Here is a 16199-nt window from a genome sequence, read left to right on the forward strand (position 1 = left end):
AGGACTCTTCGGTTTAATTTAAAAACGGGAGTAGTCCCTTATACTCTAATTTATAATTTATCCCTTGGCAATTCACCTTTTATATTTTTTCAGAAAAATTTTATTGAACAGGTAGCCTATTAATTTTCCTCCAAAAACTGAAAAAGGGAAATTCTGGTTATCAGCCTCTTAAAACTGAGTCATGATCAACTACCAATATTCTACCATTTAAAATCCCTTTTTTTCAGAATTTAGTAGATTAAAATCGAGTAGTGAATTCCAATTCCCAACCATAATCGCCATCGGTACCAAATTCGGATTTGAAAGACCATTCCCGGCTGAGATCGAGTTCAAAATTCCAAGTAGAATTATCTCCCCCACTTAAGTCATGAGTATAACTTATTGAAGCAATTTCTCCAAGCTCTTTTGTTAATTCAATACCAAAGAACCCTTCATTCTCTTGATTCGGCGCAACCAACTCAACACTGTCAAAAAAAAGAACATTTTTTAAACCTGTCCCTTTCACTCCTAACAAAAAACGCAAAGCGCTTAGCAGGTGAGGCTCTAAGTCCAAAGTATCTAAAGATTGGTAGGCATCTTTATCGCCAACGAACAAGAGAGAAAGTATTTCTTCCTGAATAAGAGGTGGTTCAGATTGGAATTTCACTTCATAATCATCTAAAGGTCCATCAGCTTTCAGAATAATATCATATCGATTTACCTCGAAACGTCCTTCCAAATGAAGTTGAGGAATAAAGCCAAAATAATCTCCAAATAGGACATATCCTTGAATCGGAATCGTTCTCACAACCAAGTCATAACTTCCTTCGGTCACATCTAAACGACCTTTAATTTCCATAGAATCTTGTAAATTTTCAAGAGTTAATCCACCTTTAAGTTTTAAATCTATAAAACGAGTCTTTACTCGAAAATTATCATCAGTTTTTAAAACAAGTTTCAATTTAATTGGAATATTTAGGAACGAATCGTCTAAATTTTGGAAAATTGTTGATGAACTCTGGTTTTTATCTAAATGCGTTGTATCAATAAAACCATCATTCACTTGTATCTCCCCTTCGGCTCGGAGGTCAGAAAATTCACCTTGAAGCGTAATTTTCCCTTGCCAAGCACCTTGGAAATAATCAAACTGACCTAATAAGCCATTTTCTCCGCTAATGTCAAAATTTAAGTTGACTCCCGCCTCTGCTATCGTTCCTTCGGTATGAAAATCAAAACCGAACCATTGGCCATGACCTCTGGATATAGTTAATTCTTTACCATTTATCGTAGAAAACACATCTTCTAATTGAATTAATTCTTTTTCCTGTTGCACAACCTTTCCTTGGTTTACTTGAATCCAACCATTATATTCCGGCTTATCCGTGGTACCTGATAGGTTCAATTCGGCATTTCCGGCCAAATACACATCAAGTCCATAATCAGGGAGAGGGAGGTTGGTATCATATTGGCCGGTAAACTGTCCTTGTATGGTTTTGTCCTTGACATTGTAAGTTCCAGAACCAAGAAGATCAATATTTCGTGCATTCTCTTTCAAATGTAGTTGTTGAATGTCAATTTGATCATTTTTAAAACTTCCCAGAACCGAACCAGAAAAACTTAAAAAGTCTTCAACCTGAAGATTAAGATTCTGGCTCTCTAAGATCCAAATTTTATTTGAAACATCCAACTGTGCTTCAAGATCTCCTTGACCTATCACCTTATAAACATCGTCGATATCCTGTTCAAAATGAATACCTTGAATTTGAATATTTCCTTTTTTAAGAATTTCAGGATTTAAATACCTTTCGAAGCCGATTTTTTCATTTTTCTTAGGAAGTGCACTTTCACCTTCAATTACAATTTGAAAAGTGGTCCCCAATGGCTGTCCTTGATAGGTTAAGCCCTCTCCACGAGCAGTGATCCCAAAAAGCACATCATCCCAGGACCCCTGAGCAGCCAGCAGTATTTCTTGAATTTTACCTTGAAAATCATAGTCATTATCGGGAAATTCGAGATGACGAATTGTCCCATTTAAATTTATTTCTTTATAGGGCATTATTTCGCCCACCAATGACAAATCACCACCCAATAGTTGAGTCTCGCATTTTTCAATAAGTATTGTTTCCGGTGATATTTCACCTTGAAATTTAAAATCAGTTCCGGACCACTCATCATAACTCCAGGTTGGTGCAACAAAATCAGCAGCTATTTCCCAACGTCCTTCAGAATACAGAAATGATCCAACTCCTTTCCCAATCATTTTAAAAGTGCTTTCAGCAATAGGAAACGAAATAGCGTAATCCTTAAAACGAAGATTACCCTTTATATTCTTAATTTCTTTCTCGGTCTCCCCTTCGATCTCCCCTTCAATCACTCCTTCATGGTTTCGAAGTAACAAATCGGTTATGATCATCTTTTCTCCCAAGTAATTCAGGTGAGCCGTTAATTGGTCCCCAATAAAAGTATTATTCCAAAAAAGTGTTCCGTTGGTTACGGTTAAGGAAAAAGCCAAAGGATCACTGTTTGCCTTTTGAACCTCAAATTTACCAGATATACTACCAGTTAATGGGAGATCGTCTCCACCAATAAATTGGTCTATTTTACTCTTTTCGAAAGAGCCGGTAGCTTGTAATTGCTTTTTAAAATAGGTACCGTCTAGAGTTACCTTTCCATCGAATAAATATCCAACTGCTTGAAATAGGATTTTCTCTAAATCATACTGAAATTGCATTTGGATATTTTCAATTCGATATTTCTGATATTGGATCCATTCGCTATTCAATTGCCCTTCTGCCTTGAAAGATCCTGAAGAAAAAGTTGCATTCCCATTGATTATGCCTTTTCCAGTTATCTCGTCATATTGAATCTCCATTGGTTGGGAAACAAATTTGACATTTATCTGCTGATTGGAATATTTCCCTTTAATTTCTCCTTGAATCGGATTTTCATCAATGATTGATCCTGGAAGAAGTTGAAGGGAAAAACTTGAGCTTTCGGGCAAAAAAACTATACTTGAAATAATATCAATTTTAGGTTCGCCTGTTTTTAAATTGAGACTCCCAACTATTTCAGAAGCGTCTTCGAGTTGAAGGTCAAGATTTAAATCATAAGCATTTTCAATTATTCCACTTTTTATTTGTCCGTTTATTTGGATTTTAGGTTGATCTTTTAAGAACAATCGGCTATTCCCAAAAAATTTGATACTATTTTTCTCATCAGTAATATTCTGAATACTAAAATCTTGGAGCTCAACTCCATCTTCTTTTTGAATGAATAAAGCAGAAAAAGAGAAATCCATTTCGCTTTCAATGGTCCCTTTTAAAGTATCATCATTTAAAGAAAAAATCAGTTGACCTTGGAGAGGATAATTCTTATTGAAAACTTTATATTCAGCCTGAATTTCTTTTTCTGAAATAATATCACCGTTCATAGACAATTCAGGGTGATTGATGCGAAAGGATATTTTTTTATCTTTCTTTTGGAGGAACAAAGGAAAAGCGTCTAAGGTGTATGTATCGCTAGGAACACTCAGACTTTTAATATCAATTTCGAAATCCGGCACAACATGAAACTGAAAATCCTTAATACTTTGAATAAAATTGTTTGAATGAGATGAGATTACAGCTTTAGGAATAGTTGCGGCAATGCTCTTTTCTTTACCAAAAAAAAGACCCCAATTTAAAGAAAGATTAACTTGGGGAGCGTGAAAGGAAAAATCATTATTTTGTAAAGAGACTTCAAGAATTTTGATATTCAGAGGAAAGGAAAAACTCACCTGTTGGTAACTCAGCTGAATCGGTCCGGTATTGAAGGAATTTAACAAGCGATCAAGGGTAATGCTTGCTAAACGTTGAAACCCAAAAAAGAAAATTCCAACTAAAAAAAAGACCAATATCGTTATGGCGACTATGAACCTTTTCAAGATTTTACTCCAAAACCACAACGCTGCCCGTAAAAGAACCTTCTAAAACAAAAGGAAGCGAAACGACTTCAGAAAAAAAGTTTTTCTGAGTATCGCTGGAATAGGTTTCACTTTTGCTTCTCATTTCAATGATGAGACCATTCGATTTCAATTGTTTTACTTTTTCATTAATATAATTATCAAGATCAGCTTGCGGAGAGGACGATTGAATGTTTTCATCACTCCAACTCATGCCTCGAACCACCACCTCGGCTTCACCTGGAACAAAATCCCTTGGAACAAACAACCCAAAATCAAGACTTCTGATATCCTGACGATAGAGGTTTAAATCAATTCTTCCTTTTAAATCATTTCCTCTTTTTACATCAACTGGTAAAAAGAGATTTCTAAAGGTTGCTTCTCTAATGTCTGGAATAAATATTATTTTAATACTTATTTTTTCAGCTTTTATCGGTTGAAAAGGATTTTTAAAAATATCTTCAAGAATTTTTCCCAGATTATTCGAGGTATAACTGGAAATATCTATTTTACTTACCCAGAAAAATTCATCTTGAAAGTAAAATTCATTTCCATCAATCGATAAATTCACTTTAACGCTTCCCGGTCTTTGGCTGTCCAGCGCTTGGTCGATAGAATTTAAAATAATCTCTGGAAAAAACTCTACCACAACATTTTCGTCCTGAATGATCTCAAAGTTATTTTGAGACAAAATACCTGTTTCGTTGCCGATTTCAATATCGGCTTTTATCGCTTTGGGAATCACTCCTAATCGACCAGCTATCCCCGCACTTCGGTCCTCATCAACAATCCCTATTGGTTGAATGGGTGTGCCCACTTTAAAAGGAAAATCTTTGCCTTCTAAGCTAAAATTGACATACATCGAAGACAAAAAATAATTCACCTTTCCTTGATGGAGGAAGGGATGTCCAAAGGCTAAAATTTTGTTATCATCTCGCCAGGTTACCGTGCCCAAACTGACCACGTCAACATCACCATGTATTAATTGAACACCAATAGCGCTTCCTGGTTGAATTTCAACTGATTGTATGTTCGAACGTTGGCTATATAAGGTAGCAGGCAAAGAAACAATTTTCCGAGAAAAAAAACTGGTTTTTTCTTCAAGTCTTTTCCCAGCTCTTTCACTCAGTCCAATTGTAAAAATGACCGAACTGGGGGCAACCTGTAAAACCGTTGAAGACTCCGGTATATTCTCCCAGAGCTTAAGCATGGCTTCAATTGGAGTTACCACTCCGATCAAGTTATCTTTGGTTTCCCAACTATAAGCTAAGGCTCCGGCTAATTTTCCGCTAAAAAAAATAGGACTTCCGCTCATTCCAGCCGAAATCCCGCCCATTTTTTTTATTTTTTCATCAGTCACTTTAACCACAATATAACTTTGATTGATGTCCTTCCCTATGACAACATCCAATACTTCAACAGAAAAATTCTCAATCCTGGTTCCATAAAAAACACTCTTCCCTATCCCTTCCATATTACGCCGAATTGATTGAATCGGGAAAAAGGGAACATTCTCAGCATAACTACAATTTGGAAAACCTATTATTAAAAGGGTAAAACAAAATATGAGGAATATCCATCCTAACTGTTGCGCTTTCAAGAACTAACTATTCCTCCTTTTTGTATATAAGAACCCCTCGCGAAGTGATTTTAAATTATCAAGCACTTTTCCTGCTCCTAAAGCCACACAGGAAATCGGTTCTTCAGCTACATAGGTTGGAGTTAAAAGTGCTTTCCCAATCATCTCATCCATTCCATGAAGCAGAGCTCCTCCACCAGTTAAACATATTCCTTTTTCTCCAATATCAGCTGCTAATTCAGGAGGAGTGTGCTCTAAAATAATACGGGCGGCATCTACAATTGATGAGAGTGGCTCTGAAAGACATTTATAAACCTCGGAAGCAGTAATGGTGATCATTTTAGGAAGACCTGACACCAAATCTCGTCCTTTTACATCAGCTGCCTTTTCTTCTCGCGGTGGCACTGCCCATCCAATTTCAATCTTAAGAATCTCGGCAGTACGTTCGCCAATCATAAGGTTAAATTTTTTCCGAAGGTGTCGAATAATTGCTTCATCTAATTTGTCTCCTCCTACCCGGACTGATTGACTGATAACGACACCACCTAATGAAAGAACCGCAATATCAGTGGTTCCTCCACCAACATCGATAACCATATTTCCCGAGGCTTCTGCGATATCTAAGCCAGCACCTAAAGCAGCTGCCATTGGTTCTTCAATGAGAAAGGCTTTTCTTGCACCAGCATGATAAGCAGCATCTAAAACCGCTCTTTTCTCCACTTCTGTTCCACCCGAAGGGACACATATTACAATATCAGGTTTAAAAATACTCCTCCCGCATGTCGATTGTATAAAATGGGTCAACATCTTACGGGTTATCTCATAATTATCGATAACACCACCTTTGAGAGGCCGATGGGCTACAATGTATTCAGGGGTTTTCCCAATCATTTCCCTGGCTTCTTTACCGATAGCTAAGATCTTATTTGTCCCTTTAGCCAGCGCCACTACCGAGGGCTCATTCATCACGATTCCTTTTCCATTAACATAAATAAGAGTGGTTGCCGTCCCTAAATCAACTCCCAATCGCTTATTCCACATAGAGAAAATCCTCCTGTTTATTCGTAAACCCTCTTTATTGAGGCACCAAGTTTATGAAGTTTCTTTTCTAAATTTGCATAGCCTCGATCAACATGAGAAATACCATAAACATCAGTCGTTCCCTCTGCTGCTAAGCCTGCCAAAACCAACGCAGCTCCTGCTCGCAAATCCGAAGCAGTAACCTGAGTTCCAGTAAGTTTTTCCACACCAACTACCACTGCACTTCTCCCCTCAACTTTTATATTCACTCCCATTCTTTCCAGTTCTCCCACATGGGCAAATCGATTCTCAAAAACTGTTTCGGTGATTACACTAACCCCATCAGCCAAACAGAGAAGGGTCATAAATTGAGCTTGCATATCGGTGGGAAAACCAGGATAAGGCATAGTTTTAATATCGGTTGCACGAGGTCTTTCTTTCATAGATATGAATAGACTATCTTCAGATACCTTGGAAATTTTGGCACCAATTTCTTCCAATTTGGTAATAATAGAACGCATGGCAATGTGATTAACTCCCTTGATTTCCACATCTCCACCAGTAATTGCAGCTGCGACACAAAATGTGCCAGCTTCAATTCGGTCGTTGATGATTGAATAATCACAACCATATAATTTAGGAGTTCCGTATATAACAATAGTATCGGTTCCAACTCCTTCGATTTTCGCACCCATTGCCATAAGAAAGTTTGCCAGATCAGTCACTTCCGGTTCTCTGGCTGCATTCGCTATCACCGTATCCCCTGGAATAACCGAAGCCAACATCATTATATTTTCAGTTGCACCTACACTCGGAAAATCTAAGTAAATTTCACCGGGGTGTAACTGATCCGTCCAAGCTTCAACATATCCCGAATGCATTGATACTTGAACACCCAAATGAAGAAATCCTTTTATATGAAGATCTATAGGCCTTGAACCAATTGCGCATCCACCGGGAAGCGGGACTTGAGCTCTTTTTAATCTTGTGATAAGCGGTCCGGTGACCAAAAAAGAAGCTCTCATTTTTCGTATTAATTCGTAAGGAGCATCTGATTTTATGAGAGAGTCAGGAAAAATTTGAAAGGTCCCTTCAGCCAACTTCTCGATTTTGACTCCTAACCCTTGAAGAACCAAAATCATGGTATTTACATCTAATAAATCAGGAATATTCCTAATAATGGAGGGTGTCTCACTTAAAAGTGTTGCGGCAAGAATAGGAAGTGCTGCATTTTTAGAACCGCCAATTTCTACTAAACCTGCTAAAGGATTTCCACCGTTGATTACAAACTTTTCCACGCCTATTCTCCTTTTCAATCCAGACGCATTTTCATTTTAGAAAAATGCGCCCCTTGAATGCTCCTTTTTTTAGTTGTTTATAATCAGATACTTGTAATATTATATCTTATTCTCAATCACATTTTTTATTAATTATAATCTCTTTTTACCTTCTCATTTTGAGCTTTTTTCCTCAAGCGTTGAAACCGAATCATTCTTCTTTTTTTGGGTTGGTGAGTTAAATTCAAATCCAATTTTCCCACCTTCCTGGAGAATCAACCGTGCTTTAAAAAATTTCCCCTTCTTGGATTTAAAACCTGAAATAACATCTGTTCTTCCTTGAGTAATGAGTTTTTGAGCCTGGCTACGGGTAATGGTTTTCCCCAAAATTTTTTTCCATAAAGTAAAAGGACACCCTTCTTTCCATTGAATACAGGCAAAAGCGCTTCGGTTTTCCTGAACTGGCGAACCACATATTGGACAAGAACCAACATTGCTGTTCATTTTGGCCCTTTCACCATTATCTGGTTTTTCTTTAACCTTGGCTACAATCTCCTCGGTCAATTTTTTGATTTCATTTATAAATTCTTTTCGAGAAAATTGTCCCTTTTCTATTAAAATGAGTTTCTTTTCCCACTGGCCAGTTAATTGAGGGGAAGCCAACTCAATAACTGGAATACTTTCAACTAAATTAATAAGTTCAATCCCCTTTGGAGAAGGAATTAAAGTTTTCCCTTCCCTTTCTAAATATCCAACCTCGATTAATCGCTCTATTATTGCAGCTCGGGTAGCAGGGGTACCCAACCCCGACTCTTTCATAATATCCTGCAACTCTTCGTCTTCAACAAATTTTCCTGCTCCCTCCATTGCAGAAAGAAGAGATGCTTCGGTATACCGTGGTGGTGCTTTGGTTTCTTTTTCTTCAACCCAAACTTTTTCGGTTTTCACCGCTGTTCCAACTTCGGCTTCTGGAAGATATTCCGACTCTTCGGATCCGGCTTCTTTACCGTAAACTTTTCTCCACCCTGGCTCAACCAACACTTTCGATTTACTAATAAAATTCTCATTTTCCACCTGAGTTTTAATTCGTCTCTGAGCCCATATTGCTTCGGGATAAAAAACCGAAAGAAATCGCTTGCAAATAAGATCCATAATTTTTTGATCATCTCGTCCCAGAGTATCCCAATCAATTTTTTCTCCGGTCGGTATGATGGCATGATGATCAGATACCCGGCTATTATCAAAAACTCTTCTATCTTTTAATGCCTTTTTTGAGTCAAAAGGGTCTTGGGTCAATTCATCAAAACCGCATTTTCGAAGCATATTCCATCCCGTTGTCACCTGGTCGACCAAATCATTAGAAAGATATCGGGAATCGGTTCGTGGATAAGTAATCAGTTTGCGAGCTTCATAGAGTTTTTGGGCTGAATTAAGAGTTCTTTTGGCAGAAAAACCAAATATTTTATTGGCATCACGCTGTAGTTCAGTAAGGTCATAAAGAAGGGGATGCTGTTCTTTGGTTTTTTTATCAGAATACTCTATCACTTTACCATTTTTCCCTTGAACTTTTTGCTCAATTTGTAAAGCTTGCTGTTGATCGTAAACTCGGTCTTCACCATCAATCCATTTTCCTAGATAAGCCCCTTGAGGTGAAGAAAATTCAGCAAAAATTTCCCAATAGGGAGTTGGTTTGAAGTTTTGAATTTCTTTTTCACGTAAGACTAAAATCGCTAAGGTTGGTGTCTGAACTCTTCCAACCGACAACAGAATTTTAAAACGAGCAGTAAATACCCGGGTTCCATTTATTCCCATCAACCAATCGCTTTCCGATCGACATTTGGCTGCTTCTGCAAGTAATTCCAGTCTCTCTCCTGGTAGGAGATTGTTAAATGATTGACGAATAGCAGGAGCAGTCATTGATGAAAGCCAAAGTCTCTTAAACGGTTTTTGAGATCCGGTAAATTCATAAATATATCTAAAAATGAGCTCTCCTTCCCTTCCCGCATCACATCCATTTATAATTTCTTCAACATCGTCTGATTCAATGAGATCTTTGATTATTTTGATTCTTTTCTCGTTTTTCTTAATAGGCTTTAAAAGAAATTTATCAGGAAGAATGGGAAGAAGGTTTAATCTCCATACCTTAAATCTTTTTTCATAATCTTCAGGTTCAGCTAAAGTAATAAGATGGCCTATTGCCCAGGTAATATAAAATTTCTCGCTTTCTAAGTACTCTTTTCGATTGGTAAATTTCCCTAAAACTTTTGCTATATCTTTTGCGACACTCGGTTTTTCAGTAATAATTAGAGTTTTACCCATACTTTACCTCGATTCCTATATAAAAAAATATATTTAACAAAGATTCCGATCCTCTCATCTTTTAACACAATCGAGCGCTGGAAATCTGTGTCATTCTTAAAAAAATGGAATCCATTTTTAAAAATATTAAAATTCCTTTTTTCAGCAAACTCTGGGTAGGTATTATATTGGACTGGTGTATATCCGTCAAATCATTCACTGATCAAAAACAGTAAGATAGCTGGGCTCTTTAAAGAGATAGCTCTGATCCCCAATCTATAAGGTTGACTCTACGATGGTGAATTTTTCCCGATTCAAAAAGATCTCCCCCATAACTATCATAGGCAACTAACAGTGGTAAATCCCGAACCCAAAGCCGAATTAAAGCTTGAGCTCCTAAGTCTTCGTATCCCAACAAATCGGAGCGAACAACAAAGCTGGATAAATAGGCCGCTGCTCCACCGCAAGTAATAAAATAGACTGAATTGTATTTTTCCAGAAGTTTTTTTATTCCTGAGCTTCGTTCACCTTTACCAATAGTTGACCTCAAACCTCTTTGAAGGAAATATTCCAAAAATTGATCCATACGGCTTGACGTTGTTGGCCCAACCGAACCCACAACTTTTCCTGGTGGCGTCGGGCTTGGACCAGCATAATAAAAAGTGGAATTCATTAAAGAAAAAGGGAGCTCTGATCCCGACTTGATATCAGCAATCATACGACGATGTGTCGCATCACGAGCACAATATATTTCTCCATTCAACAACACCTTATCGCCGCTATGTAAGATTAAAACATCATCTATGCTCAAAGGTGTTTTCAAGATATATTCATTGACATTTTTCATTTCGATCACCAAGATAACATCTTTTGACGAAAAACATGACAGGAGCAAACCATCCCAACCGGAAGGCTGGCTATATGAGATGGATGGCTCTCAATACGAACCTCTAAACAAGTCATCTTCCCTCCTACTCCTTGAGGACCTATGCCGAGTTGGTTAATTTCATTTTTCCATTGTTCTTCCCATTGATGGTATTCTTTACATCGATTGGGCGTTCCCAAGGGTCGCCCAAGGGCACGGGAAGCAAGATACATAGCGTAAGCGGCATTTCCTCCAATCCCAATACCAACAATAAGTGGTGGACAGGCTCGACTGGCGTTTTTATCCAGCTCTTGCAAGACAAATTTTTTTATTTCATCCGAGGCAATTCCTGGAGTCATCATTTTTAAGGCACTAATATTATCGCACCCACCACCTTTAATCAGAAGATTAACACGAAACTCGTTGCCAGAAGTTTGTTGAATAAATACAATTCCAGGCGTATTATCTCCTGTGTTCTTCCCGATTAAGGGGTCAGATAAAATTGACTTTCGGAAATAGCTTTTTTGATAGGCTCGACGGATTGCTTCATTCAAAGCCTCTTGAAAGGTTCCCCCTGTCAACACAACTTCAATACCAATTGATACTTCTGCCATAACCATACCAGTATCCTGGCAAAGAGGAAGGCACTCTTCTTGGGCAATTACATAGTTTTCTAATATTTCGGAAAACATTTCACGAGCGGGATCGCTTTTTTCCTGAGTTAGTGCTCCCATCATGCAATTTTGTAGTTTCTCTGGACTCTTTATATTCATCTCTATCAAAGCGCTTTCCAAAGGCGATATCAGCTCTTCGTGCGAAATATATTTCATCATTGCTTCTCCTGAGGAAGAGGAATATAATCTAATTTTACTAAATCTTTCACCATATCCTGGGCTCTCTGGATAATTTTCTCAACTTCTTTCCGAAGTTCATTAAAATCTTTCTTTTTCTGTGCATGATTTTGTTCAACAGCAACCTGGGCAACTGCTAAAGCCTCTTCAATGAACAACTGCCATTCTTCCATACTGGGAATTATATAATCTGGATGGAGTCCTCTTTTCTGCGCAAATCGATAAATAGCCTTGGAAGCTGCTATGCACATATCGTCATTAATGCATGCTGATTGAACCGAAAGAATACCTCGAAATAATCCCGGGAATCCCAATGAATTATTCACTTGATTCGGGAAATCCGATCGTCCAGTCGCAACAATTTTAGCTCCAGCTTCCTTCGCTTCCCAAGGCCATATTTCCGGATTCGGATTGGCACAAGCAAATACAATGGCATCTTTTTCCATGGTTTGAATCCATTCTGGTTTGATTACACCAGGACCCGGTGTCGACAAGGCTATAAGCAAGTCACGATTGGCGATTGCTTCAGCTTTTCCACCTTTTAAGTTATCACCATTGGTCATTTGGCACAGCTCCCATTTCCAGGGATGATTTTCTTCCAAATCCTTTCTTTCTCGATGAAGCGTCCCACTTCGATCGCAGAGGACAATGTTTTCGGCAAGAACTCCAGCTTTTATAAGCAAATGAGCAATTCGGATATTTGATGCACCTGCCCCTACCAATGCAACTCGAATTTTATCCAAGGGTTTTTGTACAACTTCAACTGCTCCCAATACCCCCGCAACCGTCACTAAGGCAGTTCCCTGTTGATCATCATGCCAAACCGGTATTTTCATACTTTTTTGTAAAGTCTCTAAAACAGTAAAACACTCCGGTTGCGATATGTCTTCTAGATTAATCCCTCCAAAACTCGGTTCAAGAGATTGGACAATTTGTATTAATTCTTCGGTGTTTTGAGTCTTCAAGCAGAGCGGCCAAGAATCAACTCCTCCTAAATAACGAAATAAAAGTGATTTTCCTTCCATAACCGGCATTGCAGCTTCTGGACCAATATTTCCCAAGCCTAAAACTCTTGTTCCATTCGAAACCACCGCCACAGTGTTCCATCGATTGGTGTATTCATAGGAGAGCTTAGGATCACCTACTATTGCTTTGCACACTTCGGCAACTCCTGGAGTATACCATATGGCAAAATCATGGTAGGACCTTACCGGACATTTTAAATTCATTTCTATCTTCCCATGATAAAACTCATGAAGCTTCATCGCTTCTATTAATGGTTGATTCAATTCCATCTCGGTTTTCTTTTGCATTTGAGGTCTCCTTATTTAAAGTCTATTCTTGAAAAACAGCAATGAGCAAAATAGGCGTCATCCTGAGGCTTCGTTTTTCGAAGCCGTGAGGATCTCATCCTTTTAATTTTTTCTTCCTTTGGTTAAAGGCCGAGGCTTTTTTCTTGAGTTTCTCGCTACCAAAATACATCAATTCTTAATTTTTTTTCGACTCACGTATCACTTCTCACGACTCAATGTTTTTAGGAATGATATTGCCACGTCGTTCAACCAAAAAACGGTTGGGTATCCTGCAATGACGATTTTAGATAGATATTTCCTTCATCGTCTAGAGACGCTATAAGCATTTTGCACCATTCATTCATTTATTCACTTAACGATTTTCCCTCATATTCATACAACTCTATTGGGAAATTTTACTACCATAATAATAGGCAGTGGTCAAAACATTCGCAAGAGTTCTTCACCGCTAAATTCTATCATCAATTTAAATTGTTATATTCTAATATGAGTCTACCATTAATTGAAGTAGGTTTTCATCTCCTTTTAAATCTGGTAGTATTGAGAGAAATTTGAAAAAATTAGTAATAGGAGGAAATAGAGTATGCCAGAAGCAACTGAATACCATCAACAGGGATTTAATTGTTGTGAGTCAACATTATTGGGATTGTGCGATCATTTAGGAAAAACCTGCCATTTCTTCCCTCGGTTGGCAACCGGTTTTGGGGGTGGGTTAGGTCATACCGGTGATGTCTGTGGGGCTATAACCGGTTCAATTATGGCATTGGGTTTAGAATTCGGGCGTGACCAGGGGAATGATAAAAAAACCCGGGACGATCTCTATTTATTAGTAGAGCATTTCATAAATGATGTAAAAAAAGAATTAGGAGCCATAGATTGCATTGATTTAATTGGTGTTCCCATGAATACTGAAGAAGGATTAAATGAGTATCGAAAAAATAATATGCACTTAAAATGCCGAGAATTCATTAAAACCATATCCCAAATAGCTAAAGAATATCTCGACCAAAATCGTCATTAACCAAACTATTTATGGAGAAATATCCAGTATTTGTCTATTATCCGACCAAAAATAAAAATAGTTTGAACATCCTAATAGGAGCATTACAAAATCATCCCTCATGGAACCAGCTTCAGTTTTTTTTTGTTCAAAAGAGGTTGAACTATTCTCTGCTCTCACTCATCACCAATCTGGTTTAATATTGATATCAGTTATGACCCCTGATTGTGAACAAGTTCAACCTCTTTTAGTAAAGTGTAAATCCATTAATCCCCAAGTTAAAATTTGTCTTGGAGGTCCTCACATCTCGGCAGAACCAGAATTCTTCCAAGGTCTTGCTGATTGGATGGTTATAGGAGAAGCTGAAAACCTCATTCAAGAGATAATTTCATGTGCTATAAATGATTTTTCCGTTATGAACCCGGTAATCCTTAAATCAAATCAGCGGGTTCATCTTGATCTCTATCCTCCCTCCCCTATTAAACTGGGAAAATATGGCTTCATCGAGATTACTCGCGGATGTCCCTATGGATGTTATTTCTGTCAGACAAGCTCGTTATTTGGAACCGATGTTCGACATCGCAGTCTTGAAGCCATATTTGAGTACTGCCGAGAAATGAAGAAAAAAAATTTGACTGATATCCGTTTCATCACGCCAAATGCTTTAGCTTATGATTCGATTGATGGACGATCTTTAAACCTGAATTCTCTTTTTTCCCTCTTAGAAGGGATTAAAAAAATTATTGGTGAGACCGGTCGAATTTTTTTTGGATCCTTCCCCTCCGAAATCCGTCCCGATTTTATCACTCTTGAGTCAATACAAATTTTAAAAAAATTTTCTGATAGTAAAACTCTGGTCTTTGGCGGACAAACTGGGAGTAATCGGTTATTAAAAAACCTTCATCGAGGTCATTCTCGAGAACAGGTTTTTTCAGCGGTGGATCTGGCCATTCAAAATGGTTTCCAGGTAGCCGTCGATTTTATTTTTGGCCTCCCTGGTGAAAAAGAAGAAGATGAAAAAGAAACCGTTAAATCCATCCAGAAGCTTATAAAGCAAGGAGCAAAAATTCACGCTCATTCTTTCCTTCCTCTTCCTGGAACTCGTTTATCTGATGCTCAACCTACAAGCATGTCAGCATTTTTGAGGCATTTTTTGGGGAAGATAGCCCGAGATGGTTTCCTCTTTGGACAGTGGCAAACCCAGGAAAAACTTGCTCAAATTATTAAAAGAGATTATTAAATTGAAAAACCTTCTCCTCTCATTAGCGGAACTTTTTTTCCAGGAGGAGAACACTCTATTCTATTTCAACAATAGCATCTATTGGTTTTAAAGTATGACCCTTCCGGTTTATTTCGCGAATAGCTTTTTCCAGTTTCTGCCTGGAAACCATAACAAAATGACCACATTTAACACATTTCATCCCAATATCAGCACCAATTCTGGTCACCTTCCATTGTTGGCTCCCACAAGGATGGCTCTTTTTAAGAGTTAAAATGTCCTCAACTTCAATTTTAATGATTCCCATTCTTCTTCTGGTTGTTGTTTATTCAGAAAAGCTTTCCTGACAAATAATCCTTTCCACCGGTCTTCTTGAAGTCGGCGGAACAGTCTTTACTGGGTAACCAAGAGGCGTAATCGCCACAACTCTTACCACATGAGGAATGCTACATATTTCCCGAATCTTATCTTCATCAAAATCTCCTATCCAGCAGGTACCCAGTCCTTTGTTCCAAGCCGATAATATTAAATGGGTCACAGCAATTGCCAAATCAACAGGCCAGCTTTCCATATATTTTCCAATATATCCACCTCTACCTATTGCACAGGCAACAACAATAACAGGAGCTTCTCCAATAAACTCTTGGCCGGCACATGCTTGAGCAATTAAACGTTTCTTTTTATCATTTCGAATCAAAATGAATTTCCATGGTTGGAGATTGTTAGCCGAGGGTGCCAATTGCACAGCTTCAAAGATCTCATTTAAATCTTGTTGGGATATTTCATCAGAACGATATTTTCGAATACTTCTGCGGTTCTTTATGATTTCCATAAGGTCCATAAAATCAAACCTCCCTT

The 16199-nt window shown here is 38.0% G+C and carries 12 protein-coding genes; 2 read left to right on the forward strand and 10 right to left on the reverse strand.

Annotated features, from left to right (window positions below; translation table 11 throughout):
• Nucleotides 1-238: 238 nt before the first annotated feature.
• From RT761_RS01790 to RT761_RS01825, 8 genes are all read right to left on the reverse strand, one after another.
• The gene (locus RT761_RS01790) at nucleotides 239-3901 is read right to left on the reverse strand and encodes a translocation/assembly module TamB domain-containing protein (RefSeq protein WP_218112388.1); all 3663 of its coding nucleotides are present in this window, start codon (nucleotides 3899-3901) and stop codon (nucleotides 239-241) included.
• A gap of 4 nt (nucleotides 3902-3905) precedes the next feature.
• Nucleotides 3906-5519, reverse strand: coding sequence for a SpoIVB peptidase S55 domain-containing protein (locus RT761_RS01795; protein WP_218112389.1), 1614 nt, complete (start codon nucleotides 5517-5519; stop codon nucleotides 3906-3908).
• Nucleotides 5520-5522: 3 nt separating this feature from the next.
• On the reverse strand, nucleotides 5523-6539 hold the full coding sequence (gene mreB / locus RT761_RS01800; protein WP_218112390.1) for a rod shape-determining protein: 1017 nt from the start codon (nucleotides 6537-6539) through the stop codon (nucleotides 5523-5525).
• A 17-nt stretch (nucleotides 6540-6556) separates the two neighbouring features.
• Nucleotides 6557-7816: a UDP-N-acetylglucosamine 1-carboxyvinyltransferase gene (gene murA / locus RT761_RS01805; RefSeq protein WP_218112391.1), complete on the reverse strand. Its 1260-nt coding sequence runs from the start codon at nucleotides 7814-7816 to the stop codon at nucleotides 6557-6559.
• A gap of 153 nt (nucleotides 7817-7969) precedes the next feature.
• Nucleotides 7970-10114 carry a type IA DNA topoisomerase gene (locus RT761_RS01810; protein ID WP_218112392.1) on the reverse strand — a complete coding sequence of 715 codons (2145 nt, stop codon included), beginning with the start codon at nucleotides 10112-10114 and terminating at the stop codon, nucleotides 7970-7972.
• 229 nt (nucleotides 10115-10343) lie between these two features.
• Entirely contained in the window at nucleotides 10344-10940 is a 597-nt protein-coding gene (locus tag RT761_RS01815) for a fumarate hydratase C-terminal domain-containing protein (protein ID WP_218112393.1), read from the reverse strand.
• Between the two features lie 5 nt (nucleotides 10941-10945).
• Nucleotides 10946-11791 carry a fumarate hydratase gene (locus RT761_RS01820; RefSeq protein WP_218112394.1) on the reverse strand — a complete coding sequence of 282 codons (846 nt, stop codon included), beginning with the start codon at nucleotides 11789-11791 and terminating at the stop codon, nucleotides 10946-10948.
• Complete coding sequence (locus RT761_RS01825) at nucleotides 11788-13122, reverse strand: NAD(P)-dependent malic enzyme (RefSeq protein ID WP_218112395.1); 1335 nt, start codon at nucleotides 13120-13122, stop codon at nucleotides 11788-11790. The genes RT761_RS01820 and RT761_RS01825 overlap by 4 nt, the downstream gene beginning before the upstream one ends.
• Nucleotides 13123-13705: 583 nt before the next feature.
• On the opposite strand from RT761_RS01825, the gene RT761_RS01830 reads away from it, so the two are divergent.
• A complete protein-coding gene (locus RT761_RS01830) occupies nucleotides 13706-14143 on the forward strand; it encodes a C-GCAxxG-C-C family protein (protein WP_218112396.1) in 438 nt (145 codons plus the stop codon).
• 100 nt (nucleotides 14144-14243) lie between these two features.
• Nucleotides 14244-15362: a TIGR04013 family B12-binding domain/radical SAM domain-containing protein gene (locus RT761_RS01835; protein ID WP_218112397.1), complete on the forward strand. Its 1119-nt coding sequence runs from the start codon at nucleotides 14244-14246 to the stop codon at nucleotides 15360-15362.
• A 55-nt stretch (nucleotides 15363-15417) separates the two neighbouring features.
• Here the strand turns inward: RT761_RS01835 and RT761_RS01840 are convergent, their stop codons facing one another.
• Nucleotides 15418-15648, reverse strand: a complete 231-nt coding sequence (locus RT761_RS01840) for a DUF951 domain-containing protein (RefSeq protein WP_246465178.1) — start codon at nucleotides 15646-15648, stop codon at nucleotides 15418-15420.
• A gap of 18 nt (nucleotides 15649-15666) precedes the next feature.
• Nucleotides 15667-16182, reverse strand: a complete 516-nt coding sequence (locus tag RT761_RS01845; protein ID WP_218112398.1) for a nitroreductase family protein — start codon at nucleotides 16180-16182, stop codon at nucleotides 15667-15669.
• Nucleotides 16183-16199: the final 17 nt, after the last annotated feature.

Origin of the sequence: Atribacter laminatus, assembly GCF_015775515.1 — a bacterium.
Lineage (GTDB): Bacteria > Atribacterota > Atribacteria > Atribacterales > Atribacteraceae > Atribacter > Atribacter laminatus.